Source organism: Flavobacterium plurextorum (assembly GCF_002217395.1).
Classification (GTDB): Bacteria; Bacteroidota; Bacteroidia; order Flavobacteriales; family Flavobacteriaceae; genus Flavobacterium; species Flavobacterium plurextorum.
On sequence record NZ_MUHD01000006.1, the window covers coordinates 35114 to 51394 of the forward strand.

The 16281-nt window shown below is 33.2% G+C and carries 14 protein-coding genes and 1 pseudogene; all 15 read right to left on the reverse strand.

Annotated features, from left to right (window positions below; all coding sequences use genetic code 11):
• Positions 1-4 precede the first annotated feature (4 nt).
• Entirely contained in the window at positions 5-5575 is a 5571-nt protein-coding gene (locus B0A81_RS03955) for an Eco57I restriction-modification methylase domain-containing protein (RefSeq protein WP_089056809.1), read from the reverse strand.
• 38 nt (positions 5576-5613) lie between these two features.
• The gene (locus B0A81_RS03960) at positions 5614-6042 is read right to left on the reverse strand and encodes a DUF1896 family protein (protein WP_089056810.1); all 429 of its coding nucleotides are present in this window, start codon (positions 6040-6042) and stop codon (positions 5614-5616) included.
• A gap of 11 nt (positions 6043-6053) precedes the next feature.
• Complete coding sequence (locus B0A81_RS03965) at positions 6054-6398, reverse strand: DUF4134 domain-containing protein (protein ID WP_089056811.1); 345 nt, start codon at positions 6396-6398, stop codon at positions 6054-6056.
• 138 nt (positions 6399-6536) lie between these two features.
• A complete protein-coding gene (locus B0A81_RS03970) occupies positions 6537-7016 on the reverse strand; it encodes a hypothetical protein (RefSeq protein ID WP_089056812.1) in 480 nt (159 codons plus the stop codon).
• Between the two features lie 318 nt (positions 7017-7334).
• Entirely contained in the window at positions 7335-7724 is a 390-nt protein-coding gene (locus B0A81_RS03975; protein ID WP_123922155.1) for a hypothetical protein, read from the reverse strand.
• A 174-nt stretch (positions 7725-7898) separates the two neighbouring features.
• Positions 7899-8627, reverse strand: a complete 729-nt coding sequence (locus tag B0A81_RS03980; RefSeq protein WP_089056814.1) for a hypothetical protein — start codon at positions 8625-8627, stop codon at positions 7899-7901.
• A 301-nt stretch (positions 8628-8928) separates the two neighbouring features.
• A pseudogene (locus B0A81_RS21965) lies at positions 8929-9606 on the reverse strand (DUF6904 family protein).
• 162 nt (positions 9607-9768) lie between these two features.
• The gene (locus B0A81_RS03990; RefSeq protein WP_123922156.1) at positions 9769-10107 is read right to left on the reverse strand and encodes a hypothetical protein; all 339 of its coding nucleotides are present in this window, start codon (positions 10105-10107) and stop codon (positions 9769-9771) included.
• Between the two features lie 348 nt (positions 10108-10455).
• Positions 10456-12177 (reverse strand): Fic family protein, encoded by a 1722-nt coding sequence (locus B0A81_RS03995; protein WP_089056816.1) that lies wholly within the window; start codon positions 12175-12177, stop codon positions 10456-10458.
• 235 nt (positions 12178-12412) lie between these two features.
• Positions 12413-12745 carry a hypothetical protein gene (locus B0A81_RS04000; protein ID WP_089056817.1) on the reverse strand — a complete coding sequence of 111 codons (333 nt, stop codon included), beginning with the start codon at positions 12743-12745 and terminating at the stop codon, positions 12413-12415.
• An 11-nt stretch (positions 12746-12756) separates the two neighbouring features.
• On the reverse strand, positions 12757-12951 hold the full coding sequence (locus B0A81_RS04005; RefSeq protein ID WP_089056818.1) for a hypothetical protein: 195 nt from the start codon (positions 12949-12951) through the stop codon (positions 12757-12759).
• Positions 12948-13472, reverse strand: coding sequence for a 6TM ABC transporter family protein (locus B0A81_RS04010; protein WP_089056819.1), 525 nt, complete (start codon positions 13470-13472; stop codon positions 12948-12950). The genes B0A81_RS04005 and B0A81_RS04010 overlap by 4 nt, the downstream gene beginning before the upstream one ends.
• Positions 13473-13860: 388 nt before the next feature.
• Positions 13861-14409, reverse strand: a complete 549-nt coding sequence (locus tag B0A81_RS04015) for a hypothetical protein (RefSeq protein WP_089056820.1) — start codon at positions 14407-14409, stop codon at positions 13861-13863.
• Positions 14410-14433: 24 nt separating this feature from the next.
• Positions 14434-15114, reverse strand: coding sequence for a hypothetical protein (locus B0A81_RS04020; RefSeq protein ID WP_089056821.1), 681 nt, complete (start codon positions 15112-15114; stop codon positions 14434-14436).
• Positions 15115-15223: 109 nt separating this feature from the next.
• Positions 15224-16084 carry a helix-turn-helix domain-containing protein gene (locus tag B0A81_RS04025; RefSeq protein WP_089056822.1) on the reverse strand — a complete coding sequence of 287 codons (861 nt, stop codon included), beginning with the start codon at positions 16082-16084 and terminating at the stop codon, positions 15224-15226.
• Positions 16085-16281: the final 197 nt, after the last annotated feature.

A 16281-nucleotide genomic window follows, 5' to 3' on the forward strand; every position in this document is an offset into this window, starting at 1 on the left:
TCTTTTAAAATTTCATCCTGCTGCTGCGTCTCATTTCCGAAAAAGAGCTCTCCTGCCATTTATCAGTATTGCATTCTGTAGCTGTGAGACGCTGTGATTCTTCACTGCTCTTTATTGGCAGTTGAATTACCGGAGCTGTATCCGTTAATTTTGTTTCATGACTGAGACTAGCCTCTTGCGGATTGGCTTCTTTCAATTGGTTCTCTTGAATTTTCAGGGCTATTTCCCTTTCCAGACTAGAGAGATCGCTTTTCATTTTTTGAAGCTCATCTTCCTGACTAAATACTCTTGTGGTTAATTTTTGTAATTCCGGCAGTTGGTTTTCAATATCATTCAGGGACTTTTGGTATTTAGACCTGAGATGTTCCACCTTATCAATAGCATTTAGAAAATGACGTGCTGCCAATTTTGGATTGTCCACATTTGGAGTTCCTCCATTGGAAGTATATTTAATACCATCTTCCAAACGTTGTGCATAAAAGCTGTTGGAGTAACGATACTGGTACAAACCATCATTTTGATAGGCTTCACGTTCTCTTTTTATATAGAGTCCAAAATCATATAACTTCCCAATTTGTTTGGCCTGGTTTTCTCCTTCGGGAGGTTTCCAGTTTTTATAGAGCAGGATAATTTCTTTGCCGATACTTTCAGGATCTGCTGTCTTGCATTCATACAACTCTATGGGATTGGCTTTGGAACCATCAGGCTCATACTTCAGATTGTTTTTGTAAAAACTGTAATCAGCAGTTAGTTTGTCCAGAGTTTTAGTAGTGATTCCCTTTTCCTCCATTAGGTATTCAACCTGATATTTAGTTCTGGAAATTTCCTTGTAATGTGCTTTTTTAAGGCTTTCCATTACCGTTACTTTTTTCTCCAATTTTGATTTTTCCAGTAATGAAGTATCACCTGATAATACTGCGATATATTCTGAAAAGTTCATTCCACTTTGCTCGTCCATGGCTCCCTCATCAATAGTCCTCACATTAAGTTCACAGTTTTTCATCTGACTGATAAAAGTCTGTTTGTTCTTCAAAAGGTTGAATTTGTAATTGTCCAGGGATTGCTCTGTGGCATAGATGAAGTTCTTTACTTTATTACCATAATGCTGTTTGGCAACTTCGTTCCCTTGTCTGCTGCCTCGGCCATTGCGTTGTCCCAGATCTGATGGTCTCCAGGGAATATCCATATGATGCATCGCCACAACACGCTTTTGCACATTAAGCCCGGTACCTGCTTTTTCTGTACTGCCCAGAAGAATACGTATCTCACCTGTATTCATTTTAGAAAACAACTCCGGTTTCTTCTTATCGGTCCAGTCGTGTATATAGGTAATCTCATGAGCAGGGATATTAAAATCCCTTACCAATTTTTCTTTAAGGGCATCATACATATTAAAGGCATCTGGCTTGGGTGTCCCGATATCCGAAAAAACAATCTGGGTGCCTTTATGCTCGATGGAAGCCTGATAAATTTCAGCCACATTTCTGGCGCATGTATTGACCTTATTATTCGGATGATCATCATATCTTTCATTTATCAGCCTCATATCGGCAGCCATTTTTTTAGCGTAATTAGTAGCTATTAGCATCCTGCCTTTATCTTCCTGCTGTGTAAGAGGCGCCCTGCCGATAAGTGTCGCATTACCTGTTTTGGCAAACTGCATGAGTTGGGTAATGAACTCGGTTTGTTCCGGTGTCGGACTGACATTAATAAGTCGCTCTTCAATTTCAGGTTTGTCCAGATCAATATGTTTGGCTGTTTTGTAATCGGTTATCTCATTATAAAACAGTGCCAGTTCCGGAACTTTAATAAAATGGCGAAAACGCTCCTTTGCAATAATCTCATTGGTGACCGAAAATTCAAAATCAGTTGTTTTTCTGGCAAAAACAGCTGCCCATCCATCAAAGTTTTCAATATGCTGGCGTTCCATTTCTTTAGGTCGCAGGTATTTGAAAAGAAGGTACATTTCTGTCAGACTGTTTGAAATAGGAGTACCTGAAAGAAAGGTCACACACAGATCAGAATCGAATTTTTCCTGAAGTGTGCGTACCGCAAATAACATGTTAAGCGCTTTTTGGCTTCCCTGCATATTTCCAATTCCGGCAACACGGTCATGACGGGTAGTGAAAGTCAGGTTTTTGAATTTGTGAGATTCATCTACAAACAAATGATCAATCCCCATTTCTTTAAAGTTGATACCGATGTCCTTTTTATCTTCTATATCTTTGAGCAGTGTTTTTAGTCTGCCGTCCAGATTATTTTTTCGTATTTCAAGACCTTTTAATATTTTTTTGGAAATATCGCCTCCCAGATCTCTAGCCGTATCAAGGTCCCGTTCTATGTTATCCAGCTCATTTTGTAAAATCTCTTTTTGTATTTCCGGTGACTGCGGAATTTTACCAAATTGATCGTGCGTTAAAATGATACAGTCCCAATTATTATTTTTAATCTCATGGAAGAGCCTCATTCTTTTGGCCGGAGTAAAATCATTTTCACCAGGTGCCAATATTCTTGCATTGGGATAAGCCTTTCGATAGGTTGCTGCAATTTGATTTACATTGGCATTCAATGCCAGTATTGCAGGTTTATAAATAATCCCTAATCGTTTCATTTCATTGGCAGCGACAATCATGGTTAATGTTTTTCCAAGCCCAACCTCATGATCGATTAAAGCGCCACGGTTTTGAATAATACGCCAGGCCGCATTTTTTTGAGAGCTGTACAAGTCATCAATTTCAAGTTCTTTTTTATCCAAACCCGGAAAGCTCAGATGGCTTCCGTCATACTCGCGTAATACATAACAATTGAACGTATTGTTATAAAGGCTTTCTAATTCGTTTTTCTCATTTACTGGTAACTCCTGCAGCCACTCAATAAAGCCGTTACGGATGTTTTCAATTTTTTGATGGGCAAGCTGTATGGCTTCATTATCGGGCAGTCGGATGGGTTTTCCGCCGGCTCCCTCAACTTCATAGGTGAAAAAGGGAGCCGTATTTTCGAGGGCATGCTCCAATATCGTGTAACCATAAGTGGTTCTGCCGCTTTTGGGAGTTACCGAAAATTCTCTGTCTATTTTTGTATTGTGACCTGTACTTACTTTAAAGGTATCCAGAGATGGAAAATAATTAATTTCAGTTGGCTGGTCAAATAATTTTCCGGCAAAACTTTCATAGTATCGGTTGGGAATCCATCGCTCGCCCAGATTGAAATCGAGTAATTCAAAAGGGATACGCTCCGGTTGTACTTTTTCCAGTGCCTGCAATCCTTTGTAGTATTGTGTGTTTTCAGGGTATAGCTGCACAGCCTGTTTAGCCTGTTGTAACTTTTCTACAACATTGCCGCTTAAATAGAGGTCTGAAGTTTCCCAATTCTGACCTGTAGGATTCAAATAAATATGATGGTTCAGACGTTCTATAACCTCGTTTTGTTCAAGTCCTGTTGCAGCAGTTATAAATCCTAAGTCAACAGCTCCTTTTTCATTCAGACTTCGGGCCAGCGCTTCAATCGGATCGTCTGTATAATAGCGTTCTTGCTGTTTTACTACAGACTCAATTAAAATATCAGACTTCACATAACGTTCGCCTTCTTTGCGTTCCAATGAAGAAAGAATGGTGAAACCGAAAGCGGAATCCTGCATGATTAACCTGCGATTCTCAGCACCGTTCAAAATACCATAATTGGAAACAAATTTGGTATACTGCTCGTCTAGATTTTTCCGAACCTGTTCACTGCCAGCTTTATCTGATTGCTCTTTCTCAAACAATTCCAGATAATGATCCCGAATAGCAATATAGGAATCATAGAATTTTAGATTGCCTTGTGATACTAATGGCTGGAAAAAGGCCTGTTTTTGCTGCTCATTGATATCACTGATAATTCCAACGGATTCTCCAACTCTAACAAGAGTACCTTCTGTATAAAAAGATTTCAATGAAGCAACTTCTTCATTGAGTCGTTTTTCAAGGTTAAAAGCAGGTTCAAGGGTTTTATCTCCTTCATAAATATATTTGTGATCATAGTATTGAAGGGTATTGGATAAAGCCAATAATTCATGTGGCAGTAATCCGCCATTCATCCAATTGGCTGAAAAGCCATCGATTTCTTTTACATTGGAATATAATTTATACAGGTATCGATTGGTCTTAATTTGTTTAGCAGTGATAAGCACCACATTTTCATGTGAGGGATTATCATTTGTGCGTATGGTACTGAGTATTCGTGCTGTTTTTTTATCCACTACAGTTTCATCAAGAGGATTGATGTAATCCATAGCACGGTTGATATTCTCTGCAGGCACAGTATCAAACAAGCCAAGCTGGACTGAAATACCGCTTGCTTTACTCTCTGGCATGGGTAAATAAGTGAATTTTTGTCCGATTGCTTCAGCGGGCTGAACTATCTCCGTTTTTTGAGCCTTCTCAAAGCGTTCGGGGTTAAAGTTTTCTTTTAATCCTTTGGTAATATTTTCACCAAGGTAGTTTCCAATAGAATTGATAGCACCGTTTTGTCTCACACTTTGATGCGCCTGTCCGTATTGGTTTTTACCGGCTTGTATTTCATTACCAATTAGGAGCTCTTCTCTATTGTGCAGATATTTATTAATACTGTATTTTCCAAATTCATTTTCCAGTTCAACGGTTTGCAGCAGCTCATTTTCATTGTCAGACAGCGTTTGTTTATGCTCATTTTTCTGAACAATAAGCAGATGATTAGGAGCATCGGTATTTCCCGTTTCCTTCATCAGGTTATCAGGCATAACTGCTATACTCACAAAATCCGCATTTTGAAAAAGATATTCTCGCACGCTCTGATTAGAAGGACTGTTCAAAAAACCGTCTGTTGTAATATAAGCCATAAGACCACCATCAGCTAGTTTGTCCAGTCCTTTTGCAAAGAAGTAATTGTGAATTTTCCCCGAAATAGTTTTATCGGGATAGGCTTCGTCATATACAGAAAAATTACCAAAAGGAATATTGCTGACCACAAGATCATAACTACCGTTATCATTTGTTGGCGCTTGTTCGAGCCCTATTACATGAGTGGTATTTTGGGTTGAAAGTGTACTGTTTAATGCTGAAAGCACTAGTCCGCTTAATTGGTCTTTTTCCACAGCAGTAATTTGTTCCAAATTTGAAAATGCGCTGTCTGCTTCAGTGATAAAAATACCTGATCCTGCTGATGGCTCGTATAATCTTTTAGGATTAATACCTTGTTCTTCCAAAGCAGTGTACAAAGTTTTAGGTACAATTTCCGGCGTATAAAATGCAGTAAGGACACTATTGCGAAGTGAAGAAACAACTGAATTATAATCTTTTTCAGAATAGTGTTCCTGCAATAATTCATGCAGTCTTGTCATTTCTGCATACAGCTTCAGGTCTTCTCTTGTAGCTCCGGATTTTATCCAGTCTTCGGTAGTACCATTTGGATATAATACAGCCTTGATACCTCCAAAGCCGGCATAGCCTTTAAGTGCTGCAACCGCTTCTTCCGATAAAGCATCACCTTGCTGCCATTGCATTGCAATGGTAATCGCCTGGATATTGGCGCTTAATTTTTGGGATAGATTGTAAGCCATAATTACTCCTTTTCATACTACACACTGCTGTAAACAGCTCAACTCACATAGTCAGCAATCTGACCGATAAGGGCATTTCTTAAATTAGGATCTTCTTCATTTTCTTTAGTAAAACCAATAGTTTCAAAAACAGGCCTGCAGCTTTCCATAAGATTCATTACCTCATATGTCAGGATACCTGATTCCTGAAAAGCGGTATAGGTTTTCTCAAACTCATCTGAAAGCAACGAGCGGATATATAAAAACCGGGAAGGTTTCAGATCTTCGGTAAGTACATTGAGACAGATTTCTTCGATGATGTATTTAGGTGTACCATCAGATAACATATCCTCCAATATGGATTTTACACTACTTATTTTCTCATTGAGATAATCCAATACACTATAATCTTCCTGTAGTGTAAACATCAAATCTGGATTGTTGTGGATAATGTAAAACCATAACTTTTCTTTGAGTAAATCTTCCATAACGATTTGTTTTAAATCCCAAAGAAGGATTTGATTACGGTAGCCACTACCACCAGAAAAACACAACTGCCAAACCAGGCTGCCGCTACTTTTCCAGTATCGGGATCACCGGCGTTCCATTTTTGATATACTTTCACAGCACCAATAAGACCTAATAATGCCCCTACGGCATACATCAGTTCCGTTCCTGCATCAAAGTAACTTCGAACCTGCTGATTGGCTTCGTTAATTCCTGCCAGACCATCCTGGGCGTAGGTTTCATAACTGATTACAAAAAGTAATTGTGCCAGAAGCGTACAGATACTATTTGTTTTTTGCTCAATAAACTTTTTAAAATTCCAGTTCCATTTTTTCATCGCACATTTATTTTAAAATTTAAAAAATCAGATAAAAAACGGAGGTGTAGCCGCTGTCGCAGTTCCACTTTCCTGTTACATCTGCCATACTGCGCGGGGATGGACAGGGGCGATTCCTCCGTTAAATTGTTTTAGAGATTATTCCCAAAGGGCTTCTGCTTCCTTCTGTGTTAAATTGATTGATTCAAGTTTGTCGCATTCTGAGACTATCAGTTCGCTTACTGAAGAATTAAAAGGGGAATTTTTCACTGAGGGAAATTCTCTTAGAAGAAGCTGCAGATAATAGGTAAATTCTTTTTTGACTAATTTTTTCTTTGCAGCATCTGCGATAAAACTTTTTAATCGTCCCACCAGAGCATCAACATCCTGAAAAGTGATGTCAAATTCTCCCAAGGAGTTTTGGTCTGAAATTGCTTCAGGTGATTCCTGATACTTTAATTCAGATTGAGGATCTTGGTAATTTGAGTCTTCAAATCCGCGGAATTGAAGTTTCCGCTTTCCTGATATGACTTCTTTGAGGTCATCAAAATAAAATCGAAATCCAACAAATAAATACCAGCTTGCCAATAGCAGAATAACTACAACTATGTAATTACCCCATGAAATGTTTGTAAACATACCTCATCATTTTATCGTTCTACATTAGTTCTCACAATCCCGGCAAATGGATAATTCCAAACCAGGTTCTTCATCATTACAAGGCAAAGAAACGATAGAGATAAAACTGCCACAAGTACAACTTTTTGTTGTACCCCAATTGTACCCCGTTGAACCCCCAGTAAAATCAAGGAGAAAAAAAATTAAAAAAATGTAAAAAATAAAAAAGCCTCCCGAATGGAAGGCTGATTTGATTATGAGATAATTTTTTTAGGATAATTTTTTATGTCCTAAAATGTAAAAAAAAGGAATTTATAATCTATGGTAGTTATAGGCACTTTATTTAGATATTTCATTTCCAGGTTCTTCTTCAAAATCATCCTCAGAATCATTTGGAATATTATTCTCTTTAAAATCCTTTAAAGCACTATTTAGTGCAAATATTACAGAACTATAAACGTCTTTAGAACTTGGAAGTGATGTTAATTTGCCAGGACTTATCCAATATCTTTTCATCGGAATGGTTAATTCAAATAATCCGTTTTTTTCTGTGAGAGAATTAACAATTTGTTTTTCAATAGATGAAGATATAATAAATTCAACGTTAACGTTTAAAACTTCAACAAAAGGCTTAAAATCTTCTCTATAATCAATTATTTTAAGCACCAAGCTATCAAGATATTCTACTTTTCGTATTTCTTCAGGAAGTTTTAGATTTATTTTTGCCATATTTTTTATTAATTTTAATAAGTGTCCTTTTTTTTGCATCTTAAGTTCCCGCAACTAACGTAATCTTCAATTTACCAAGGCAAGTATTTTAGGGTAAACAAAATATGATGAAATAACGTTAATTCAACAAAATTTGCAAATTGCGTCAGACTTAGGTTGGTAGCATTTTTTTATTTATTTCAATTCTACAAATTTACCTTTCTCATCATTGAATTTCATAATAGAATTTGGAACAATAGATTTGAAATCTGTTGTTTTATACTTAATTGATATACTTGGATTACTATATGAATCTGAACTTTTTTGCAAACCAAATGTAAGTTCATAATTGTTTTGATTATCTTTAGTAATAGCTTTTAATCTGTCAGTTAGTAGAAAACTTCCTTTTCCTCCAATTTTTTCTAGAAGCAAATTCAGTTTTTGGTTATCAGTTTCATTAAGCTTAAAATCAATATTTTTCATTTCATTATTTTCCAGTAAAAAATATTTTTGTCTTAAAGAAGAGTTAGTTCCATAATTAAATTCAAAAACAAATAAATTCTTATTTGTAACTCTTTGATCCATTTTATTAATTGGAGGTGTACTTATTTCACTATTCCAAAAATCACTATCTATTTTATCGAAATCTAAATAGTTATATTTAGTTAAACCAAATTTATCTTCAAGTAATTTATTAATAATAAAATTAAAGTTTTTTTCAGATAAGCCTTTTAATTTGCTTTCACTTTTGAATTCTGCAATTTTTTCATCATTCGCTCTTTTCTCTTCTTCTTCTATATTTTGATTTATGTTTTTTGATTTAGTAATATTTTCAACTTTAACTTCTTGAGAAGTTTTATCTTCAGATTTTTTTTGACAAGCAACAATTGAAATTAGTAATGCAGAAATAAGAATTTTTTTCATTTTTTAATGTTTAATTATTGGTTTAGTTTTTATTTAGTTTTGCAAAATAGCTCCCAACCTAGTAAAGCCGAGATTATTGACTAGATTTATTCTTACATTAATGGACAGCTAATAGTTGTTACAATTAGTTATTTAAAAATTTGTTTTTCTATTTTTGATATTACTATTTTTATCCATGCTTAAATTACAAGAAATTCATCGTCATTAAATTCAAATGAAGTTTCATTTTAGATTATTATGTCTTCTGGAAGTCTTTTTTGAATTTCTTTTATGTACGTTCGTATGTTCATTTTAGTTAAGATTACCATTTAATATTTTCATAATCAATATCCTCATCATTTATTTCAAGATTTTCGATTTCGCATTCTAATCTTTTCGCTTCATTTTCTAGATTAATGGTATAAGATTTATATTCTTCGCTAAATACAACTGAACGCATTAATAATTCGGGTAATTTTCTAAATGCTTTTTTTTCGCCATTCATTCTAAAATAATCAGTATTTATACTTCTCATAAACTGATATAAATAATTATTTCCTGCATGAATTCCATCAGAAATGAAATATGTTAATTTTTCTGCGCCAATTTTATCATATTTATTCATTGCATTTTCAAGCCAAAATTCGATATGCAACATTAGTTATAAATCCATTTTATTGTTTTCAGTATAACGCATATTATATCTTAATGCGCTTAATGAAAATAAAAAATGAACCCAAGATATTTCAACTCCCAAATATTCAATTTTCTCTAATGAAAAATGACTATTGGATTTTTTTAGGCGACTTCCCTCATAGCATTTTCGGATTTCATATGAAAAACCACTAATTAATTTATCTCTATTTTCAAAGCCAACTTTTGCTAATGTATTTTCACTATTCCAAAATTTTGAAATAGTTTTATGCAAAAAAACTATGTCATCATAATTCCCCCATAATTCTATCCCAAAACCTTTTTTAGTAGGTAAAATGTAAATCATATTTTCTATTTTTTTTGTAAAATATCCCCAAACGTTCTGGGACTAAAGCGGGTTTTGGACTAAATTAAGTCCTATTTTTCTGATTTGCCAAATTTCAAAAATACAAAATCAATTGCCATTAAGACAATTGCCCAAATCCTTTGTAGCTGTTACCAGAAGTTTTTAATAGTTGCCGAATAAGAGTTCCTTATGCATTATCACATCAAGCAATTCTTCATCACTGAGAGGAATTTTTTTTGAATAGTCATCGATTATTGAAGTTGAGAGCCTAATCCAATTTATTGTATAAGTTTCTGCGCCTAAATCAGATTTAGATTGTGGCCCAGGTTTAGGTATCAACAGCTGATTAAAAGAGTTTAATATTGTGATTGGATTGATTTCAATAGAAAGCTCTCCTGGAATCTGTGAATTGTTTGTATTTCCAGTAGATACAATATGAATATTATTACCCATTTTATTAAGTAGACTTTCGAGATGTGATAATACTTTTTGATGACTCATGTATTTGTTCTTTATATACTGTTAGTGTTTATTTTATTAATTAGACTTGATATTTTGTCCACAATCTTAATTGCACTTTCATGTTAAAATTGCTAGGAACGTCAGGCTGTGAAAAAACTAAAACCGCCTTCATGAGAATCCCGAATTTGAGTTTTTTCTTCGGTAGCCCTCCGAATACTTTCTAAATTCAAAGAGGTTTTTTCACAGCCCGACGTTCTAGAGCCTCTAGCTATTTGCGACTTACAAAGACGAGTATTTTCGGCTAAACGAAAATACGAATTAAAACGGTAATTTCACTAAATTCGCAAATGGCTACAGACGCTTGTTATGCGTTGTTGCTTTTTTCTTCTAATTAATTTCACTTACAATTTGCGCTAATGTAAGAGTTACAGCATTCTGTAGAAAGGTTTGAATATCAGAGGATGAATTTTTAATTTCTGTTGGATTAACTTCCAAAGAGATTGTATAAGGTTCAATTGAAAGTGGAAGCAATGTAGTCAAATCTTCTGCATTTTTTTTAGTTTTTGAAGGTTCTTTATATTGTAAAATTGCTCCAATAGCAAATGTTGAATCATCATATCCATAATGGTGAAGCGTGATTATGAGTTCATACTTTCGATTAGTCATTAATTCAATAGCAAATTTAAATGATGCTCTTGGGAAGTGGAAGTTGAAAAAGTAATCATGTTTTCTTGCATATTCAACTGTTGTGTAAAAAAAATAGTTCTTTTTTATTTCGTCTCCAGGTGGATTAAATCCTATATAAACTTTAGCATTTCCGTTTAACTTGTCTTTTATTTCTTTTTCAATTTTATTTAATGCTTCTTTACAAAGGTTAAAAATTTCCATTCTATTTTTTGTAAGTGTATTTTGCCTTTCCTTTTCAAGACTTAAATTTTTGTTTGCTAATTTTTGAGCAAAAATATCGGCAACATCACTAAGCGAAGAAGCGGATAATGAAAGATCTAGTTTTAAATTAAGAGCTGCTTCAATATTTCTTTTTTGTGTTTCACAAAAAAAGTCAACTAGTAATTGTGCCCAGCCTGAATCACACCATTCTAGTGCATCAATATATCGTGGCTTTTCATTCCTTTTAACTGTAAGAGGAAACAAGTTATGTTTAATAAGTATAAGGCTTGCTAATAATCTGGCAATCCTTCCATTACCATCTTGGAATGGATGTATTTGTGTGAAAGCATGATGAAACCAAGCTGCAATTATTGTTGGATTAATTTGTCTTTTTAATAGATCTTGATAAATTAGGATAAGATTGTCCATTTCAGAGGCAACATGAATTGGAGGACAATAAATAAATGTTGTTCCATCTGCTCTAGTTGGATTATTATCTCTTATCTTAAAATCTCCTTTCAACAACTCAATTTGTAACTTGTTACCAAATTGATCACGTCCTTCCGCTGTTTCCTGATGTGATGTTATTAATTGATGTAGCTCTTTAATAAAGCTAACTGTAATATTTCTATCATTTTTTACTACATCAAATACAAAATCAATTGCTTCAAAATTATCTTGTAAATAATTCATTAATTGTTTAGGTGGAATATTACTGTCTCCATGCTGTAGATATGCTTCAACAAATCCTTCCTTAACAAAAGTTTCTGTAATCCCCTCTTTCAAATCATATAACTTTTCCACAATCCCTGTTTCTATAGCATGTTGTCTTTTCAGCCTGTCAATGAAATTTTTATATTCTTCAGAATTTTCGGTAAGTGTTTCTCTTCTTCTAATCCATGAAGGCAAAATATTGTCAAGTTTAATTGTGTTGCACTGAACCCATGAATTTGAAAACTCTATTGGTTTCCAAACAGAGATAACTTCTTGAAGGTTTTCATCTTTTAATCTTGCATAAAAAACAGGAAGAGCAAAATTATTATCTTCTTCTATGTCTAAAATATCAGAATATTGCGACAAGAAAGGCACAAGCTTTATGTATTTTATTCCAAGTTCTACTTTTAATGTTACACCAACATCAACAAACTTTGCTCTTCCGTCTGCAGCAATATTTTTCTTAACAGCTTTTTTTATGATGTAGTTGTCTGGTTTGCTCTCCATTTTTATTTATATGAGTTTAAAAATATTTCATTAATTGTTTCAATTTCAGTTTTCTCAACGGTCTCTGAGGGAAAATAACGCATAACGTTCCCGAGCTACACGTAGGCTGGGATTAAAAATGCATAATCTCTCGATTAAACACTAATTTTTCAAATACAAAACCATCTTCGAATTTTGCCAAATGCCCAGCTTGATTGTAGATTGTGTTGGCAACAGTTTTTCTTATTCTGTTCATTTAATAACAGCCAAATAAAAAGGTTTTCGTACAAATTAAATCTTTCATCTCTTCATCGCGTAAAGGATAGTTTTTTGAATAGTCATCTGCTAAACTAGGCGAGATACGAATTCTGTTTACCCAATATTTGTCGTCAGGATTATCATTACAAGTCGGGTTTGGAGGTGGAATTACACAACAATTATTCTGCCTTTTAATTAATACTCTTTCGATTTCAATTGACATTTGTCCTGATTCACTCATTATTTGTTCTCCAGTCATTGTTAGAATAACTGGGTCTCCACAGTTATTCATTATTTTTTGAATTTGCCTAATTACTTGTGCGTAGCTCATAATTTTTGAATTTATTTTTTTTCGTAAACATCAATGTGTCTAAAAATGTTGAATAATTTTAAAGCAGTAATTGTAAAACCTATTCCAACACCAACAATTGCACCTTCGCAACCTTTATGAAATATTTTTCCAACTCCTAAACCTGTTAAAAATAATCCAAAAACTGTAAATATTATTGCTAAATAAAATATGGATTCTTTTTTCATTTTTCTGTTGTTGCTTTTTTATGTCGTTCAACATATTTATTATATAATTCTCTTTTCTTTATTTCAGAAATAATTCCGATTTCACTCTCTCTTTTAGCACCTTCCCATTCTAATTTTAGTAAATATTGAGTAATTGTAATTAGTTCATTTATAGGCTCTGTTGGATCTTTGTCTGATTTTAATATAATTTGGTCAATTAGACTAATGATTCTATTGTCCCAATAGTCGTCTTCCGGATTTAAGTAAAGACGAATTAGAAATCTTAAATTATCCGCTTCTTTGTGTAATTCCCAAACTTCTTTATATTCTAACTTATAAATTTTGTTTGCATAACTATGGGCAAGTCCACAAAATTTAGAAATACTTTCTCTTAATTCTTGAATATACTTTATTCTAGAAGCTGTAACCGAATTTATGAAAGCTGTTTTACGAACATTTTTGAAAGTTATGATTAAGTTAAAAACTCCTACTAGGAAAGTAAGTCCAATACCAACTAACGTAACTATTTCAGGTGTCGTCATAATATAAATTTTTATTGTCTAATTATTTTCTGCGTTAAAATTACTGCCAACTAGTCAATACCAGCCATAAAATGGCGTCAATACAACTTTCTTCAGTTATGTTTGTGAAGTAAGTGAGCTTTTCTTCAAGCGAATATAAGAAATATTTTTACTACAATTTTTTAACTTTTTTAAATTGAAGCAAAAATAATTTATAAGTTTTATCTCATTGAAATTTTCTCTAAATCATGCGTGAAATTGTTTGCATACAGTATTGTAGGATCAATAAATAGGAGATCTAAGATAATTTATTTAGATACCGTTCTTATTGTTACTAACTTGGTAATCACAAAAACCATAAAAGATTGTAATAAAGCTATCTAAGTAATTTAAGAATAATTTTCATATTCTAAAATGACAAAAATTCAATCTCCGACTTTTTATCAAGTAGCTGCCAGCCATCATCGGATCGTATAAAATAAACTTTATGTGGCAATGTGTCTTTCAATCCGTTTTTAATTGCAGCAGTAAAAACATTTTTTCTTCGAATAGTAGTATATTCAACAATTGCCTTATTTCCTGAGCTCATAATCCGTATGGTTACAATTGCTCCAAACTCTTCATCTGCAACTTTTACACGTTGAATTTTATTTATTTTATCAGCTGCCGGTGTTGGCAGTAAATAGGGTTTTGCTGCTGTAGTAAAACTTATGAAGGAAGTTGTATCACCAAGCTTCTTCGACTGCAGTACTTTTACAAATCCTTTTTCTACAAGTCCCGATTTAAAAATGGTGTAAGCATGCGCGGGATCACCACAGAAAATATCATGGTCTACAATAACAGGGTAATGATTTTTTTCCAGAATAAGGGCGGTAGCCAATTTCTCATCCAGCTTTTTAGGCTGACAACCTGTTATGATCAAAATCATAGTGGCTAAAATATAAGATAGCTTTTTCATGTTTTTAAGTTTTAAATTATTTAGTTAATATTCTTTAATCTGTTTAATCATGCGCTCCAATGTTTCAATTGCTATTCGTTTATCCCTTTCTTCAAAAATGTAAGCTTTGCTTCGCATGGCATTGTATGAAAGATCCACTTTATTCGGAGTGGATAGAAATGGAACAATTGTTTTAAATAAATGATTCATTGATTTTGAAATAAGAATTTTTAATTCATCAGATGCCCTAAGTATTAAGGCTGTCTGATCTGTCGAAAGCTTACATAAGACTTTATTAGAAGAAGAGTCTATAACGGAGGAATCACGCATCTTCTTTTCAATAATTGGTAAAGGTTTGTTTAAATAGTTTGCAAATCTGGATTCTACAAAAGTTATTAATTCATCCAAACAAGAAATTAAAGTAGCAGTTACTTCTTTTAAATGTTCTCTATGCTCATCATCGGTACTATTTATCTCTGTAATTTTATCTAAAAGAAATAACAGCGATGAATAATAATTTCCAACTAAAATTTTAATCTGTTTCTCCTTGGTAAGCGAAAAAACCTGTACCGTAAACTGTGACTGAATTAAGAATGTTTGCTCGGTCGCTTTTTTAATAATCGCTTTGGATTGAATTGGAGTAATCATAGTAAGATCTGTTTTACCAGGATTAAGGGTTGAGGTCACCGTTAAATCCATCCATTCTAAAAGATATGTTTGAGTCATTTTTTTTACTTTTACTTAGTAAATATTTCTCTCGACTTACAATCGACAGTACTCTAAATCAATGCTTATAGAACATTCTTAACCCGGTCAAACATGTATTATAAAGTATTTAATTAGAATTTAATCGTAAACGGTATTCTGAAGGAGACAGGGAAGTATGCCTTTTAAAAAAAGCACTGAAAGCAGAAGAATTACTGAAGTGCAATTCTTCTACAATATATAAAATGGTTAAATGATTGTTTTGCAGCAAAACTTTTGCTTCGAGAACAATCGCTTCTTCAATAAATTGTTTCGCCGTTTTTTCTGTAACTTGTTTAACTATTCTACTAAAATAATCTGTATTAATACCTAAACTATTTGCGTAATATTTTACACTGTGTTGTTTTCTGCAATTCATTTCTAAAATTTTAAAAAATTGAAGTACTAGTTTTTCTCTTTTCGAATGTTGAAGCGATATATTCCACGATGATCTGTGATATATACCTGCTAATTCATACAATAACAGATTAAAACTAAAAAGTACTATCTCATCTTTAAAAACATGCGAGCGTGGTCTTAATACTTTGCTATTAAGTAATATCAATAAATCAATTAGTAATAAAACATCTTTATTTTTTAGAAAGATTTTAGAGGATAACTTGGTAATAAAAAATTCAAAATACCTAATATGAGGTCTTCGGATACTATTTTCAATAACAAAGTCTGTAGTAAATGAGAGCAAGCAAATTTGTAATTGATCACTCATGATTACTATTTTACATGAAGTTTTTATAGGTACTACAAGAATTTCACTTTCACAGACGGTCACTTCCATATTATTTATTAATACAGATAAAGAACCCGAATTTACAATCAGTATAGAGAAATGATCTATCTTAAATAATTTACTCAAAGACTTTTTAGATGCAAATTTTTCAAAAATGTAAACTTGCAGACCAATATGAAAATATTTTGATTTTTTGCTTACCACGACAATACTCTTTATGAAATTATAATCAGTTAAAACAAATCTTACTTTATTATTGACAGTAGGCTACTCTGACATTAACCTGGAAATCAATGTAACTGTAACAAAAAGTAAATTTGACATGCCGCTCACAAAAAGCAGGTAGGCCAGACTACGTGGACTATCACTTTTTATCTCGCCATTTGTGAGATAGCCAATTA